We start from the raw sequence: 16235 nt of genomic DNA, 5'->3' as shown, positions 1-16235 counted from the left end.
GTGACAACAGGGGGTCACCATGAGGTTTTCCGGGACATTCCTTGGCTGGGCCGTGGTCGCGGCCGTCAGCGCGCTGCTCGCCGGCGGCGCCACCGCGTCGGCGAGCAGCGCCTCGACACCGCCGGCCAGCTGCGACGGCTGGATGATGTACATGCCGAACGCCAGCTTCGAGGCGGCGCCCGACGGCACGGCGGTGCCGAACTGGTGCACCGAGGGGCCGGACACCAAGGGGGTGGACCGCAACGCCGGTATCGCCCACAGCATGGCCAACGACGCGTACATCGAGGCGCGGAGCACGACGCAGTGGAACGCGTTGACCCAGAACATCGTCGTGCCCACGTGCCGCACGCTCGACCTGAGCGCCTTCGTGTGGACGTCGAGCAACGTCACCGCGGGCTACTTCGGCGTGCGAGCCTACCCCTCCGTGACGCCGTACAAGGAGACCAAGTTCGGTCCGCTGAGCAACGGGTACCAGCAGCTGTCCGTTCGCTTCGCCTCCCGCTGCACGCCGGACGACCTCATCCACCCCGGCCCGGTCACCTACACCGCGTTCGTCGGTTTCTGGTCACCGGGCGGGTTCTCCTGGCTGATGGCCGACGATTTCGCGACCGCGCTGCCGTAGCGGCCTGAAAGGCTCTCGAAGTCGCCCGGCAGTTCATGGGGTTTCGAAACGACTTCATTGCCCACGCCGACTTCGTTCATGCGGCGCGAGAGACGGGGCAGGACCGGCGGGAATGTGCCGAATGACGTGGCGTGGTGCTGCACAGTCGCCGATTTCCGTCATTGGCGCGGACTCGCCACCTGCCACCTCCCGCGTACAGGCCCTGGACGGTAACCTGGCCACTTCTTCCCGCGTGGAAGTAAGGGGTGCGAATGAGCCGGCCTGACCATTCAGCGGCGTTCTCCGGAGATCGCGGATGACGACCACACCGGCCACATCAGCCGACGTCGGCGACACGCCATTCGCAGACCTGGCCGCCGCCCTGCGCGGCGAGCTCGTCACCCCGGGCGATGCCGGATACGACAAGGCACGTGCCGTCTACAACGGCATGATCGACAAGCGGCCCGCGGCCGTCGCCCGCTGTCGGGACACCGTCGACGTCATCGCCTGTGTGCGTTTCGGCCGTGCACACGGCCTCGAGATCGCCGTGCGAGGTGGCGGCCACAACGCCGCCGGCCTCGGGGTGTGGGATGACGCCCTGGTCATCGACCTTTCCCTGTTGCGCAGCACCACGGTCGACCCCCGGAACCACACCGTCCGTGCCGACGCCGGCTGCACCTGGGGCGACGTCGACCACGCGACCGTCGGGTTCGGCATGGCGACTCCCTCCGGCTTCCTCGCGTCCACCGGTGTCGGCGGACTGACGCTCGGCGGCGGCATCGGCTACCTCTCCCGGCGCTTCGGCCTCACGATCGACAATCTTCTCGCCGCGGACGTGGTGCTCGCCGACGGCACGTTCGTGACGGCCAGCGAGAACGCCCACAGCGACCTGTTCTGGGCCCTGCGAGGCGGCGGCGGGAACTTCGGCGTCGTCACGTCGTTCACCTTCCGCTGCCACGACATCGGTGACGACGGTGTGGTCATCGGCGGTCCCGTGCTCTACGACCTCGCCGACACCGCCGAAGTGATGCGCTGGTACCGAGATCTGCTGCCGTCGCTGCCGGAGGAGCTCAACGGCTTCTTCGCGCTGCTCACGGTCCCGCCTGCCGCACCGTTCCCCGAGGAGCTCTGGGGCCGCAAGGCTTGTGCCGTCGTCTGGTGCTACACCGGGCCGCACGCCCGCTCCGACGAGACACTCGAGCCGATCACGACCTACGGTTCGCCGTTGCTGGTCGGCCTGCATGCCATGCCGTTCACCGTGCTGCAGAGCGCGTTCGACGGCCTCTACCCGGCCGGGCTGCAGTGGTACTGGCGGGCGGACTTCTTCGACGAGATCTCCGACGCCGCGATCGACGTGCACCTCAAGTACGGCGCGCGGCTGCCGACCGGCCACTCCACCATGCACCTCTACCCCGTCGACGGCGCGGCCGGCCGCGTGCCGGACGACGCGACCGCCTTCGCCTACCGGGGCGGCGGCTGGGCCGGGGTCATCGTGGGCGTCGACCCGGACCCGGCCAACGCCGACGTCATCTCCCGGTGGGCTCGGGACTACTGGCAGGAGCTGCACCCCACCTCGGCCGGCGGCGCGTACGTCAACTTCCTGATGGACGAGGGACAGGACCGGGTCAGGGCGTCCTACCGCGGCAACTACGACCGGCTCGCCCGGATCAAGCGCCGCTACGACCCGGACAACCTGTTCCACGTCAACCAGAACATCCGGCCGGCCGAACAGGCCGAACCCGACAGGTGAGACTCCGACGACGCTGCTGGTGGGGTCCGGCGACAACCAGCGCCGGTTCCCCGTGACCGCAGTGCGGCCAAAGCAGAAGAGCTCCGGGTATTCGCGGCCAGCGTGCGCCGAGGGGTGCACACTTTTCGAAACCCGGAAGGGTTGGCCTGTTCGATGGATGCGCGGCGTATCACTCGAGCGGACCATTTCGGTGACTGTCACCGGGCGAGTTCGTGAAGGTTCACCGGAAATCGATCGGACCATCGGATGACCCATTCCGCCCAGCCGCGCCGGCACGAACCGGTGCCCAGAGTGCCGCCGACCCGGTGACCCCTTGCGCGGATAGAGCCCCGGCGCTGGCGTCCCGGCGACCCTCATTGTCCGGCCGCGGCCCTCTTCCTAGGCTCGCATTCGCAGGCGCGGACATTTCCGCGCCGAGTCCATTTGGGGCGAGGGAGAGCATGCATCGAAGACATGGGAGAACTGTGCGATACCTACGCTCGACGTTGGCGATCGGCATCGCGTTCGCCGCGGTGGCAGCCGGCGTGTCGGCTCCCGTCACCGCCGCACCCGCGGCGACGTCCGTGCTGACCAAAAGCGCTCAGGACGTGACCAGTCCCGGCGCGAACCCGGTCAACCACGCGGACACCGTCAACTGGGTGCTCAGCTACGCCAACAACGGCCCGGACGGTCCCTCCGCGGCGACCATCACCGATCCGATCGCCGGCGCGGGGACCACACAGACGTACGTGCCGGGCTCGCTCCAGGTGCCGCCGGGCTGGACACCGTCCTGGTCGACCGACGGCACGAACTACCAGACCACCGACCCGGGCGCGGCAACCGTGTCGGTGCGGGCGACCAATCCCGGCGCCCGGTCCGGCGGCACCAACCTGGCGAACATCCTGCTCGCGCCGGTGAAGCCGACCGCGACCGCGACCGGCGGAGACGGCTACTCGCCGATCATCTTCCGCCAGCCCAACGGCACGGTCGAGGCGTGGAACATGTACCACCACCTGGTCGCGGCGGCGCCCAAGCTGGTCTGCACCGACCTCACGGCCGGCGCGCCGTGCGCCGGTGGCCCGTGGCCACGGCCGGTCAACACCGCGCCCGGACCGTTCGGCTCCGGTTCCACCGGTGACATCGCCAGCACGCTGACCCCGCAGTACGTCCAGGACCCGGGCCGGCCCGGCGTGGTGTACTACGCCGCCGTCACCGCCTCCTCGGTGGGGGTCGGGTGCCTCGACCTCGGCGCGCGGGCCAACTGCGGATACTTCCCGCTCGTCACCACCGGTTCCGGCGGCGCGTACGGCCTCGCCGGCCTGGTCGCCACCGGCGGCAACCTCTACGGCGTCGGGAGCAACGGCCAGGTGCTGTGCCTGACCATCGCCTCCCAGTCGCCGTGTCCCGGCCAGCCGTACGCCGCGATCGTGCCGGCCAACAACAACTCGCCCGGCGCCAACTACCTGGGGTCGATGGCCATCGCCGCCGGCAAGGTGTTCGCGTCGTCCTCGCCGTCGGGCGGGGCGCCGGTGCTCGGCTGCTTCGATCCGGCCACCGCGACGGCCTGCGCCGGCTGGGCCACGCCACACGCCATCGCGCCGGCCGGCAACTCCACGTACAACGCCTACACCGCATACGACACCGCGAGCAATGCCGTCGGCGCGTGCGCGACGACGACCGGCAATCCCACGTCGATATCGACCTGTTTCACCGTGAGTGGCGCCCCACTGGCCGCGCCGACCGTGTTCAACTCCCTGACCAACCAGCTGGTCTTCAACCCGGAGACGGCCGTCGGCTCGGACGGCCATCTGCGTAGCTACACCGGAACCTGGGGCGGGTCGAGCACGGGTGACACCGTCTGCTACGACTGGACCGCTGCAGCCGCGTGCGCGGGTTTCCCGTTGCCGGCAACGCATCCCAGTGCCAACGGTGGAGTCACCCGGGACTACGGCTATGCGTTCGACCAGACCACTCGCTGCCTGTTCGGCCTCGGCGACGCCGGCATCCTGTTCTCCGAGGACCCCACCACGTCGAGTTCGCCGTGCATCCACAGCGGAGCGGACGTCACGCTGACGCCGTCGGCGTTCTACTGCGACGGCGGCACCGGCCACATCCACAGCTACACCAACGCCCGCCTGGAGAACATGAACCTCGCCAACGTCGACCTGACCGCGTCGACCGCGGACGTCAGCGACACAGGCGGCCCCGTGATCGCCCATCCCACGTTCGCCCCGGACGGCACCCTGGACCTGTCGGGGATCTCACCGGCCGCGCATCCCAGCATCACCGTGTCCGCGCACCTCGTGCTGAACAACAGCAACGACTTCACCGGTGGCAACCAGCCGCACCTGGTGGTGGCGTTCGTCGGCGACGCGCCGCAGGTCTGTTTCAAGACCACGGTCTCGACGACCTGCACCGCGACGGCGGTGTCCGACACCGCGACCGGCAATGACGCCACCGGCGCGCTCACCTCCAACACCGTGAGCCTGCCCGTCGCGCCGGGGCCGGCCTGCCAGCCGACAGTGACGGTCAACAAGGAGATCTGCGTATCGGTCCACGACGACAACTGCCAACCCGGCGGCCCGGGACCATGGGCGAAACACGCGACGCCGGGCCTGCTCGGCCTGCTGCTGGCCAACCCGCACTGGCGGATCACCGTGACCGACACCGGTCCGACCGACATCACCGGCGTCACGATCAACGACAACGCCGCGCCGTCGTGCCGGTCCGCCGCGGGCACGTTCGATCTGGCGGCAGGACAGAGCAAACAGATCTACTGTTCGACGTCGTTGCTCATATCGTTGCTGCCCTTCACCAACACGGCGTCGGCCACGTACACACCCACCAACTCACCGGCCGGAACCCCGCCATCGAGGACCAACGACTCCTCGGCGGTGGCGTGTTCCCTTCTAGGGTGCTGACCACCTGACCGAAGCAGGACCGCGGTGCCGCCGGGCGTAGTCATCGGCGGCACCGCGGCATTGCCGCGACCACGAGGCACTGCCACCAGGTGCCCGATCTCGTGATCAGGTGTCGCGGACAGTCGTGTTCCGCGATCGATGACGGCCGGGTGTGGTGCCGACGAGCTTGGTGAAGGCCGTGATGAAGTGGCTGGGGTTCGCCCAGCCACAGGCGTGGGCGACCTGCGTCGTGTCGTGGCCGTCGGCGAGCAGGACGAGCGCGTGACAGACGCGCAGCTGGGTGCGCCACTCGTAGAAGGTCATGCCGAGTTCGTTGTGGAACAGTCGGCTGAGGGTGCGGGCGCTGGCTCCGATCGTCCGCCCGAGTTCGGCCAGTGAGCTGTTGTCGGCGGGACTCGCGCGCAGCATCCGGGCAACGGCGCGCAACCGGTCGTCGTGGGGTTCCGGCAGCTGCAGAGGCTGCTCGGGTGCCTCGTGGAGCTCGTCGACGAGGACACGACGGAGGCGGGCACGCGCGGCGCGGTCGAAGGGGCGGGCAGCGGAGTCGTAGTTGCGTGGGCCCGTGAGCGTGAGCAGGACTTCGCGGGCGAGGCCGGAGGCGGTGAACACGGCCGGACGGCCGGGTATGAGCCGCGCCAGGGACGGCGGCAGGAACACGATGCGCATGTCGGTGTCGCCGTGCGCGCGGTGCTGGTGCGTGAACCCGGGCGGGGTCCAGGCGACCCGGTTGGCGGGCACGATCGACGTGCCCCGTTCGGTGTGCACCGACAGGACCCCGCTGGCCGCGTACACCAGGTGTCCACGCTGATGGGACTGCGCCGGGCTTGTTCCCCCCGACGGCCACAGGTGCGCTCCCCCGGACGGCCAGAGCTGTGATGTCACAGCGGACCGGGCAGGTTGGCGGCCAATGGGCATAACTTGGCATTCTACCGGTGGCCGGCCACATCGCGTTCGGGCGACAGTGCAGGCATGAGTACGACGATGCGAGCGGCGGTCTGTGTGCGGGCTGGTGGCCCGGAGGTGCTGGAGCTCCGGGAGCTGCCGGTGCCGGCGGTTCGGGAGGGCTGGAGCCTGGTGCGGGTGAAGGGCGCGGGCCTGAACCGGTCGGAGCTGAGGACCCGGCAGGGGCATTCCCCGAACGTGGCGTTCCCGCGTGTGCTCGGCATCGAATGCGTTGGCATCGTGGCGGTCTCGACCGATCCCCGGTTGCCGGAGGGAACCACCGTCGCGGCGGTGATGGGCGAGATGGGCCGGGAGTTCGACGGCGGCTACGCGGAGTACGCGTTGTTGCCGAACTCGCTGTTGATGCCGATCGCGACCACGTTGCCCTGGGACGTCATGGCCGCGCTACCCGAGACGTACCTGACCGCGCAGGGCGCGTTGGACGCGTTGGGGGCCGTGCGGGGGCGGTTGCTGATCCGCGGCGGTACCTCGTCGGTGGGGATGGCCGCCGCGTCGATCGCGTCCGCTCACGGCGTCGAGACCGCGGCCACGACCCGCCGACCGGACAAGATCGACACGCTGACCGCTGCCGGCGCCGACCACGCACTCCTCGACACCGACGGAGCGCTGGCAGCGAGCATCCACTCGATCTGGCCCGACGGGCCGGACTACGTCCTGGATCTCGTCGGGGCGAGCACGGCGGTGGACTCACTCCGGCTGGTCCGTCGCGGCGGGACGGTGTGCGTGGCGGGCTCGCTCAGCGGCTGGCTGATCCCGAACCTCGAACCGATAGCGATGATTCCGTCCGGCACCAAACTCACGGCGTTCCACAGCGACACCGTCAAAGGCAGCGTGGGCGCGGCCAGCCTGCAACGGGTCGTCCGCGAGGTCGAGGCCGGCGCCTATCGACCCAACCTCGACCGAGTCGTCGGCCTGGCCGACATCGTCGCGGCCCACCGGTACATGGAGAACAACGAAGCCGCCGGGAAGCTTGTCATGGTGCCCTAGCCGCTCCGGTTTCTGGAACTTTCAGGCCGCCGGGGAGGACTCACCCGCGCCGAGCGGAGGCGCTTGTGCCCTGGTGGACGTGCGAATACCGGCCGCATCCGAGGCAGAGACGATCGACGGGCCGTTCGCCTTCGCGGGTGGGGAACGGCTCGCCCCTGTTACGGTCCGCGCGGACCACCGCGCCGTCGGTGCACGGCACTGGCATTCCTGGAGGCTGACCGATGCGATCGTTGACCCTGCTGCGGCTACTGGCGGTGTTCGTGCTCGCCGGGGGAACGCTGATCGTCGGCCAACACCAGGCGCACGCGTCCACCAGCCAGTTCCGGGGCGTGAACTGGGCGGACCAGCGGGACAACTTCGTCAACGGCGTGCTCTACGTGTCCGGGCTCGGCGCCTCCGACACCTACTCCTCGGCCGCCACCGTGGCCGACCGGGTGGTCGGGCAGATGTACTCCATCACCGGCGCCGACACGGTCCGGATGCCGATCAACGAGCCGACCGTGGCCGGCTACTGGGGAACCTACACCGGGGCGATCGACACGGCGCTGAGCAAGGGCAAAGTCATCCTGGCGTACTGGGCCTACACCGGCGGCAAGCCGTCCAGCATCACCGGGTTCAACCAGATGTGGGACAAGGTCGTCGCGAAGTACGGCAGCAACCCCAACGCCTACTTCGAGGTCATCAACGAGCCGTACAGCTACAGCGCCGCCGCCCTCGACAACCTGTACAACGACTGGCTGACCCGATACCCCGCGGTGCCGCGCGGCCGGGTGATCCTCGACGGCACCGGCTACGCCCAGAACGCCGCCGCCGTCGGCAACGACCACCGCCTCGACAACACCCTGCTGGCCGTGCACGACTACTCGTTCTTCGCCGGCTACGAGAGCGAAACCGAGTGGGCCAACCACATCGCCAGCTACATCGGCGGGTACGCCAGCCGCACCGTCGCCACCGAATGGGGCGGCCCGATGGGACCGGGCAGCAAGAACGGCGTCCACTACGACACCATCGACTACAGCATCCCGAGCGGCTCGTTCTTCGCCGACTACATCCGGGGCGTCAGCAGCGAACTCCGCAGCCTCGGCATGGGCAGCGTGTACTGGCCCGGCCTGCGTGACGGGGACTGGTACAGCCTCACCACCAGGAGCGGAAGCGGGGCGAACATCCAGCTGTCGCTGGTGAACCCGACCGGACTGGCGCGACTCCAGTACGCATGGGGAATCGGGAACGGCGGCGGCACCTACGTGCGGATCGTCAACGCCGCCACGGGTCAGTACATCGACGGCGTGGGCCGCACGTCCAGCGGATCCGACGCCGGTGAGTGGAGCGGCAGCGCAAGCCGCCTCGAACAGCAGTGGACCGTCGAGAACGACGGGAACTACGTGCGCATCAAGAACCGCGCCACCGGCCTCTACCTGGACGGCGAAGGCCGCACCTCCGACGGCGCCGCGGTGGGCCAGTACGCCGACACCAACAGCACCAGTCAACAGTGGACGGTGCTGACCGACGCCAACAACGTGCGGATCAAGAACCGCGCCACCGGCAAGTTCATCGACGGCATGGGACGCACCGGCGACGGCGTCGCCCTCGGCCAGTGGGGCGACAGCGCCAGCACCAACCAGCAGTGGCGGATAACCGCCGCGGGCTGACCCGTCACAACGCGACGGCGCAACACACCAATCGTACCCCTATGCAACAGTTGCTCTATCAAACTGTGACCCAGGAGTCAGCCGGTCATCGGTTATCGCCATGCGGGTCGGGTAGTCGAGGTCCGTCAGCGATCTCAGCCGATCTGAAGGAGAGGAGGCCGTCTCATGGCCGACATCTCTCGGCCCACAGTCGACTTCACCAACCACCCGGACATGTCCGAGATGCGCGACCGGTACGCACGCGTCCTCGGCGGCCCGCCCGCGGTGGCCGTTGACGGGCTGATCCTGCTCGCGGGTCTGTACACCGCCATCTCCCCATGGGTGGTGGGCTTCGGGGCAGCGTATCCACGCCTCGCCATCGACAACCTGATCATCGGCCTCGCTGTCGCGGTGCTGGCGTGCGGGCTGACCGCGGCTCCCACCCGGATGTTCCGGCTCAGCTGGGCGATGGCCGCCATCGGCGTGTGGCAGATCATCACGCCGTGGGTCATCGGTCCGGACACGGTTGCTGTCGTCTGGAACAACGTCGTCACCGGCGGCGTGATCACCGTGCTCAGCGCGGCCGCCGCAGCCATGTTGATGTCCACCTCGACGAGCCGCCGCGCCACTCGCTGACGGCTGGTCCTACGAGATGGTTCGGGCACCGGACGCGGTGCCCGAACCAGCCATGCGCGGGTGGTGCGGCCGAAACGCCGGCTGCTCGGACCGGGCCAGCCAATTGTTTCCCAGCACAACTGATGCTTACTCAAACTATGTGCTTGCGCACGGCGTAGTGGGCCCCGACGCGGGTACACGCGGAATGCCCCGGACGACGGTCCCGATCGCCGTCCGGGGTCCATCCGCCGATGCGTTCGCTGAAGCCGGCGGCGAACCACCGTCGAGCAGGCCGCCGGATGCCGTCTGGACCTGACGGCCCGGAGCCTGCCGGAGGCGGCGCCCGACCTCGGTGATTCCTCTGTGCGCCTGTCGGCAGTAGCCCCATGTGGCTGCCACTCAGCGGCGGTTGAGCCTTGGGATCGCCGCACGCCGCCATCTAGCCTCGCCCCGGGAGCGCCGGGTGGAGGGAGACGACATGACGACGACCCAGCCGACGGCACCAGCCGTCCGGGACGACGTCCGGGAAATCCGCACCGTGATCGAGAACTGGGCGGTCTGGCGGGATGCCGGGGACTGGACCAGGTTCGCGACCGTGTGGCACCGGGACGGGCAGATGACCGCGACGTGGTTCCACGGCAGCGCGGCCGACTTCATCGCCGCCTCCGCGAAGGGGTTCGAGGCCGGCGTCCGCATCCTGCACTTCCTCGGTGGCAGCTCCGTCGACGTGGCCGGCGACCGCGCCATCGCCCAGACCAAGATGACGATCACTCAGCGCGCGACCGTCCACGGTGTGCCGGCCGACGTCGTGTGCACGGGGCGGTTCTACGACTTCTTCGGGCGCGAGGACGATCAGTGGCGCATCGTGCGACGGAGGCTGATCTACGAGATCGATCGCATGACGCCGGTAAACCCCGGGGCGCGGATCGAACTCGACGCGCAGCGGCTCGCCCGTTTCCCCGAGGGCTATCGGCATCTGGCCTACGTCCAGACCGAGGCCGGCTACGAGGTGCGGAACGGGCTGCCCGGACTCACCGGGGAGGCGGTGGAACGGCTCTACCGCGACGGCGCGGCCTGGCTGGCATGACAGGATCTCCGACCATGCGCATCGAAGCCAGACTGGCCGAACTCGGTCTCACCCTCCCGGAGCCCATGCGTCCGCCGAAGGACGTGGACCTGCCGTTTCCCCAGGTACGCGTGCACGGTGGCCGTGCCTTCGTGTCCGGGCACGGGCCGCTGACCCCGGAGGGCACGCTCGCCGGCCCGTTCGGCAAGGTCGGTGACCAGGTCAGCCAGGAGCAGGCCTACGAAGCGGCGAAGTCGACCGGCCTGGCGATCCTGTCGAGCCTGCGCCGGGAACTGGGTGATCTGGATCGAATCACCGCATGGCTGCGCGTTTTCGGCATGGTGAACGCGGCTCCCGGCTTCACCGCGACGCCCGCGGTGGTCAACGGTTTCTCCCACCTGATCCTGCGCTTGTGGGGCCCGGAGGCCGGCAGCCACGCCCGTTCGGCGATCGGCGTGGCCGAGCTGCCGTTCGCGCTGCCCGTCGAGATCGAGGCCGAGGTGGCGTTCGCCTGACAAAGACCAAAGCTGGCCACCACCGCCGCCGGGCGTCATCGGTGGCCACCACCAAGACGGCGTTCGACGAGCCTACCCGGGCAGAACTGGGTGAAGAAGTTCCACGTCTCCTTGGGGAGGGTCAGCGCTGACCGCTTCGACCGGAGCAAGTGGGACACGTTCCTGTTCGACTCGCGGATGGCCAGCGCGCTGGGTGAATGGCCGTGGAGCGACGTGTTCATGAGCACCGAGACCAACAACCTCGTGCTGTCCACGCTGTCCGGCGGCATGGTCGGCGTGGGCGACGCGATCGGCAAGGAGAGCGTCTCGAACCTGGCCAAGACGGTGCGCGGGGACGGCGTGATCGTCAAGCCGGACGCCTCGCTGGTGCCGCTGGACTCCGTGTACCCGGCGGTCGCGCAGAACTCGAGCGCGCCGATGGTGGCCGGCACCTACACCGACCACAATGGCCTGCGCGACGGCTACGTCTTCGCCTACGCCCGCAACAACGGCTCCCAGTCGGTCAGCTTCAGCCCGAACAGCCTCGGCGTGGGCGGCGGCGCGTACGTGTACAACTACTTCACCGGCGCCGGCAAGGTCGTGCCGGCCGGCGGCACGTTCACCGACACGGTCAGCTCCGGCTCGTACTACGTGGTCGCGCCGGTCGGCCAGTCCGGCATCGCCTTCCTCGGTGACGCCGGCAAGTTCGTGTCGCTGGGCGGCAAGCGAGTCTCGCAGCTGTCGGACAACGGCACGGTGCACGCCACCGTCACGTTCGCGGCCGGCGAGCACTCGGTCACCCTGCACGGCTACGCCCCGTCGGCGCCGAAGGTGACCGCGACCGACGGGACCGCCGGCGCGGTGTCCTACAACTCGACGACTCACCTGTTCACCGTCAGCGTCACGCCCGGCGGCGACCACAACGCCGTCATCTCGCTGTCGTGACTCGTCGATCCGGCTGAGCCGCGGTCGACGGAACAGGGCCGGGAATCTGGTGCAGGATTCCCGGCCCCTGCCCTGTCCGCTACGTCATACGGAGGCCGCGATGGTCGGAGTCACTCGTTCCCGCCATCGGATCGCCGAGGCGCCTAGTCCGACATCATGAGGTCGAGCAGCATCACCCCGCCGCAGGCGGCGGCCAGGACGACGCCGGCCAGGAACGCGCCGTAGACGGTGGCGAGGACCCGGCCGCCGGCCGGGCGGCGCAGACCGGTGAGCAGGCCCAGCAGGGCTCCCGGCACGGGAACGGCGGGCGCCAGCACCCAGGGCATCCCGTAGTCCCACAGCGGGCGGGGATGCCGAAAGTGCCCCAGGAACGTGAAGAACAGGGCCTCCGCCAGCGCCAACCCGGCGCACAACCCCGCCACCCGCCAACTCGTCTCCGCCGATCTCACCGTCACGCCGCCACGCCCGTCCTCGTTGGACATATGACCTCCCGATGTCCTGCGGAATCCTCGCCGCAGGACAGCGGGCCGGGCATCGGTGGTTCTACTCAGCTTCCCCACGGCGGGCGGCGCCCGTCCGCGCCGCCGCCACAATGCTCAGTTGTTGATCCGACGGACCGTCCAGTACTGGTCCGGCGTGTCGATCTCGTCAGGAACCGCCCGGTGCCCACGTTCCTGACCAGGTCCCGGCTACCGTGCGGGACGAGCGACCAGACCTGCTCGGCTTCGTCGCCGGACGGCATCTGCGTGATCGAGCCGCCGTCGGTGAGCGCGAGCCCGGACCGGGCGTTGACGATCCGGTAGCCACCGGTCGCGGCCACGAAGTGCCGCAGGTGCCATCGCTGGTGTCCCGGACGAGGGTGGTGAAGCGCAGGCCGTACTCCATTGGAGCATGACCGCCCTGGCCACGGACCAGCCCTTGCCCGTCACGAAGCCTGCGGAATGATCTCTCTTGTTCGCCGAACACGCTCGCCTCACGGCGAAAGTCCTCATCAGCTGCGCCCATCCGGACAGGGGTGCGTCCTTTCGGGCAGCCGACACCACCAAATCGGAGCCAACATGACACGTTGGTCCACAAAGGACAGTTGAGCGGGCCGCGGTGAACTTGCTCCTCGACCTTTCGGGCAACGGTGACCGCAGTCTTGATCGTCGGGCGCTGGGACCGGCCGTGATCGCCGGTAGCTTCGGCGTATCGCGAAATCCCATCCACGCAAGGAGGAACGCATGTCCGACGCGAACACGGGCCGGGGCGAGATCGGCAGACGGAGCCTGATCGCCGGCGGCATCGCGGCGGTCACCACGGCCGCGGTCGTGTCGCCGGCGGCGGCCGATCCGGCGACCACCACGCAACCCACGGAGAAGCTGCTCGGCTACAGCCTGCCGCTCAGCGCCAAGGGCACCGCGAACATCGTGTCCGAGCCGCCGTGGCACTACGCGGGTGACGTGGTCGGCGTCGAGTTCTGGACGACGCCCACGGCCGCCGAGGCCGCGCTGCCCGCCGGCCTGACGCCGGACCCGAACACGTCCGGCCACGCCTACGCGTTGTTCATCGACTGGCAGTTCTCCGGTTCCCACCAGGAATACCTGGATCCGGTGCGCAGCCAGTACTCCGAGTTCCTGGTGCTGCTGGACGCCCAGTTCCAGGGCCGGCCGGTGGCGTGGTGCCCGTTCATCTGGGTGGACAACGACGCGGCGCTGGCCAGGGGCTGGTTCCAGGGCTTCCCGAAGAAGCTGGGCGCCATCCGGCAGACGAGGGCGTTCTCCGTGCCGGGCCAGGCATCGCCGGTCGTCGGCCCGGGCGGCCAGTTCGGCGCCAGCCTGTCGGCCGCCGGGCGCCGGCTCGCCGAAGCGCAGATCACCCTCCAGTCGCCGTCCTCGACGCTGCCGGCGCTGGGCCGACCGATCGTGAACCTGCGGCACTTCCCGCGCCTGATCGCCGGCCAGTACGACAACCCCGACGTGCACGAGCTGACCCAGTCCGTTCTGGACACTCCGGTGGTCGGCAACAACTGGACGGGCACCAGCACCCTGAACTTCTTCGCCGCACCCGGCGAGGAGCTGGCCGACCTGACGATCGTGCGCACCGGCGCCGGTTTCCGCGGTTCGCTGTCGTACACGGTGACCACGCTGAAGATGCTCACCGGACCGGACGCGGGCTGACCCCGCCGACCCCGCTACTTCGGCGGGGGTGCGGTGCTGGCGCGGACGACGAGTTCGGTCGGGACGTGGATCAGGGTGGACTCCCGACGGCCGTCGGCGATCTCGCTGACGAGGGCGGCGACGGCGTGGCGGCCGACGGCGTCGAAGGACTGGCGCACGGTGGTGAGCGGCGGCCAGAAGTGGGCGGCTTCGTCCATGTCGTCGAACCCGACGACGCTGACGTCGCCGGGCACGTCGCGGCCGGCCTCGTGCAGGGCGCGGACGAGACCCAGCGCCATCTGGTCGTTGGCGGCGAAGACGGCGGTGACGGAGGGGTCGGCGGCCAGCCGGCGGCCGTGCTCGTAGCCGGACGCGGCGGACCAGTCGCCGACGAGGACGGGCGGCACGGTCCGGCCGGCCGCCTCCAGGACCGCCTGCCACGACCGGAGCCGGCGCTCGGCCGCATAGGACTGGGGCGGCCCGGCGATGTGCCACACGGTGGCGTGCCCGAGCTCCAGCAGGTGCCGGGTGGCGGAGGCGGCCCCCTCGGCCTGGTCGGTGTCGATCACCGGCGAGGGGTACCGCGCGTTGGAGTCGATCACGACGACGGGCAGCCCCTGCGGCACCTCGATCTCGCTCCGGTCCAGCTGATGCTGCTCGATCAGGATGATCACGCCGTCCACGGCCTGCTCGTTGAGCCGGCTGAACGCCCCGGTGACCTCGCCCTGCGTGGATCGCGGCACGGTCATCAGCACGATGGAGAAGTCGTGGTCGACCACGGCGGCGGCGATGGCGTCCAGGGTGCGGCTGTTGCCGAAGGTGGACAGCGACGAGATGATCACGCCGATGCTGCGAAACCGCCCGTTGCGCAGGGCGCGGGCGGCGCTGTTGGGCCGGTAGCCGACCCGCCGCATCGCGGCGAGCACCCGCTCGCGGGTGTCGGCGTCCACGTTGGACCGGCCGTTGGCCACCCGCGACACGGTCTGCCCGGACACCCCGGCCTCGCGCGCCACGTCGGCCATTGACGGCCCGCGCCCGCCGCCCCGCCCCGGACTCTGCCGCACGCTGTCTCCTCGGTTGCACCTATGGACATGTTTACGTCAACAAGTTAGCCTCCCGGCACCCATGTTGACGTAAACATTCACGCCGACTCGACGATTCGGCATCGGAACCGGAGGGACGATGACGTCCACGGCGAACCCCCCGTCGCCGCGCGCCAGCCGGGCCCACACCCAGCGTCACCACCGACGCGGCTGGCTGTTCGTCGCGCCGTTCGCGGTGGTCTTCGCGCTGACCTTCCTGGCCCCGCTGGTCTACGCCTTCGGGCTGAGCCTCTTCCGCGACCAGGCCTTCTTCGGCGGCACGGTGTTCGTCGGGCTCGGCAACTACACCCAGGCGCTGGGCGACGCCAAGTTCTGGGAAGCCTTCCTGCGCGTGCTGCTCTTCCTGGCCGTGCAGGTGCCGATCATGCTGCTGCTGGCCCTGGTCGCGGCGTTCGCCATCGACAGCGCCCGCCTGCACGCCGCCGGCTTCTTCCGGATCGTGATCTTCCTGCCGTACGCGGTGCCCGGCGTGGTCGCCGTCCTGATGTGGGGCTTCATCTACGGCGACCACTTCGGGCTGGCCGCCGACCTGAACCACCTGCTCGGCCGGGACGTGGTGGAACCGCTGTCCGGCAACTGGGCGCTCACGTCCATCGGCAACATCGTCACCTGGGAGTTCGTCGGCTACAACATGCTGATCTTCTACTCGGCGCTCAAGGTCGTGCCGCCGGACCAGATCGAGGCCGCCGCCATCGACGGCGCCGGCGCGCTGCGCACGATCGTCAGCGTCAAGCTCCCGGCGGTCCGCGGGGCGATCGTGGTCGCGACCATCTTCTCGATCATCGGCAGCTTCCAGCTGTTCAACGAGCCGAACATCCTCCGCGTGCTGGTGCCCAACGTGATCACCACCAACTACACGCCGAACATGTACGCCTACTACCTGTCCTTCAGCGGCCAGCAGTACAACTACTCGGCCACGGTCGCCATCGTCATGGGCGTGATCACTGCGGTGATCGCCTACGCCGTGCAGCTGCGCGGCAAGCGGAAGGAGATGTGACGGTGGCGAGCTCGATCTCGGTGCTGCGACCGCGCCGCTCCCGCACGC

At 69.5% G+C, this 16235-nt stretch carries 15 protein-coding genes; 11 read left to right on the top strand and 4 right to left on the bottom strand.

Annotation, left to right across the window (positions count from 1 at the left end):
* Window positions 1-19 precede the first annotated feature (19 nt).
* The 3 genes from BJ998_RS36680 (at window position 20) to BJ998_RS36670 (ending at window position 5251) form a co-directional block, all read left to right on the top strand.
* A complete protein-coding gene (locus tag BJ998_RS36680; RefSeq protein WP_184867877.1) occupies window positions 20-622 on the top strand; it encodes a hypothetical protein in 603 nt (200 codons plus the stop codon).
* A gap of 295 nt (window positions 623-917) precedes the next feature.
* The gene (locus tag BJ998_RS36675) at window positions 918-2351 is read left to right on the top strand and encodes an FAD-binding oxidoreductase (RefSeq protein ID WP_184867876.1); all 1434 of its coding nucleotides are present in this window, start codon (window positions 918-920) and stop codon (window positions 2349-2351) included.
* 464 nt (window positions 2352-2815) lie between these two features.
* The gene (locus tag BJ998_RS36670; RefSeq protein ID WP_312890496.1) at window positions 2816-5251 is read left to right on the top strand and encodes a DUF7617 domain-containing protein; all 2436 of its coding nucleotides are present in this window, start codon (window positions 2816-2818) and stop codon (window positions 5249-5251) included.
* 105 nt (window positions 5252-5356) lie between these two features.
* Here the strand turns inward: BJ998_RS36670 and BJ998_RS36665 are convergent, their stop codons facing one another.
* Window positions 5357-6166: a helix-turn-helix domain-containing protein gene (locus BJ998_RS36665; protein ID WP_184867875.1), complete on the bottom strand. Its 810-nt coding sequence runs from the start codon at window positions 6164-6166 to the stop codon at window positions 5357-5359.
* A gap of 54 nt (window positions 6167-6220) precedes the next feature.
* Here BJ998_RS36665 and BJ998_RS36660 point away from each other — a divergent pair, with 54 nt between their 5' ends.
* The 6 genes from BJ998_RS36660 to BJ998_RS36635 all read left to right on the top strand — a co-directional run bounded on the left by BJ998_RS36660 (window position 6221) and on the right by BJ998_RS36635 (window position 11949).
* The gene (locus BJ998_RS36660) at window positions 6221-7201 is read left to right on the top strand and encodes a zinc-binding dehydrogenase (RefSeq protein WP_184867874.1); all 981 of its coding nucleotides are present in this window, start codon (window positions 6221-6223) and stop codon (window positions 7199-7201) included.
* A gap of 221 nt (window positions 7202-7422) precedes the next feature.
* Complete coding sequence (locus BJ998_RS36655; protein ID WP_184867873.1) at window positions 7423-8850, top strand: RICIN domain-containing protein; 1428 nt, start codon at window positions 7423-7425, stop codon at window positions 8848-8850.
* A 165-nt stretch (window positions 8851-9015) separates the two neighbouring features.
* A complete protein-coding gene (locus tag BJ998_RS36650) occupies window positions 9016-9465 on the top strand; it encodes an SPW repeat protein (RefSeq protein WP_184867872.1) in 450 nt (149 codons plus the stop codon).
* 457 nt (window positions 9466-9922) lie between these two features.
* Entirely contained in the window at window positions 9923-10531 is a 609-nt protein-coding gene (locus tag BJ998_RS36645) for a nuclear transport factor 2 family protein (RefSeq protein WP_184867871.1), read from the top strand.
* Between the two features lie 14 nt (window positions 10532-10545).
* The gene (locus BJ998_RS36640) at window positions 10546-11025 is read left to right on the top strand and encodes a RidA family protein (protein WP_184867870.1); all 480 of its coding nucleotides are present in this window, start codon (window positions 10546-10548) and stop codon (window positions 11023-11025) included.
* A gap of 90 nt (window positions 11026-11115) precedes the next feature.
* Window positions 11116-11949, top strand: a complete 834-nt coding sequence (locus BJ998_RS36635; RefSeq protein WP_184867869.1) for a hypothetical protein — start codon at window positions 11116-11118, stop codon at window positions 11947-11949.
* A 143-nt stretch (window positions 11950-12092) separates the two neighbouring features.
* Here BJ998_RS36635 and BJ998_RS36630 read toward each other — a convergent pair whose 3' ends face one another.
* Together BJ998_RS36630 and BJ998_RS49635 are read right to left on the bottom strand one after the other, a co-directional pair.
* Complete coding sequence (locus BJ998_RS36630) at window positions 12093-12431, bottom strand: hypothetical protein (protein WP_184867868.1); 339 nt, start codon at window positions 12429-12431, stop codon at window positions 12093-12095.
* 65 nt (window positions 12432-12496) lie between these two features.
* Window positions 12497-12769 carry an RICIN domain-containing protein gene (locus BJ998_RS49635; protein WP_184867867.1) on the bottom strand — a complete coding sequence of 91 codons (273 nt, stop codon included), beginning with the start codon at window positions 12767-12769 and terminating at the stop codon, window positions 12497-12499.
* Between the two features lie 403 nt (window positions 12770-13172).
* Between BJ998_RS49635 and BJ998_RS36620 the strand changes: the two genes are divergently transcribed.
* Window positions 13173-14108 carry an acetoacetate decarboxylase family protein gene (locus BJ998_RS36620; protein WP_184867866.1) on the top strand — a complete coding sequence of 312 codons (936 nt, stop codon included), beginning with the start codon at window positions 13173-13175 and terminating at the stop codon, window positions 14106-14108.
* A 14-nt stretch (window positions 14109-14122) separates the two neighbouring features.
* Here the strand turns inward: BJ998_RS36620 and BJ998_RS36615 are convergent, their stop codons facing one another.
* Entirely contained in the window at window positions 14123-15109 is a 987-nt protein-coding gene (locus BJ998_RS36615; RefSeq protein ID WP_184869170.1) for a LacI family DNA-binding transcriptional regulator, read from the bottom strand.
* A 160-nt stretch (window positions 15110-15269) separates the two neighbouring features.
* On the opposite strand from BJ998_RS36615, the gene BJ998_RS36610 reads away from it, so the two are divergent.
* Window positions 15270-16187: a carbohydrate ABC transporter permease gene (locus tag BJ998_RS36610; protein ID WP_184867865.1), complete on the top strand. Its 918-nt coding sequence runs from the start codon at window positions 15270-15272 to the stop codon at window positions 16185-16187.
* Window positions 16188-16235 lie beyond the last annotated feature (48 nt).

It is taken from the genome of Kutzneria kofuensis, assembly GCF_014203355.1.
Taxonomy (GTDB): domain Bacteria; phylum Actinomycetota; class Actinomycetes; order Mycobacteriales; family Pseudonocardiaceae; genus Kutzneria; species Kutzneria kofuensis.
This window is presented reverse-complemented; position numbering and strand designations above follow the sequence as displayed.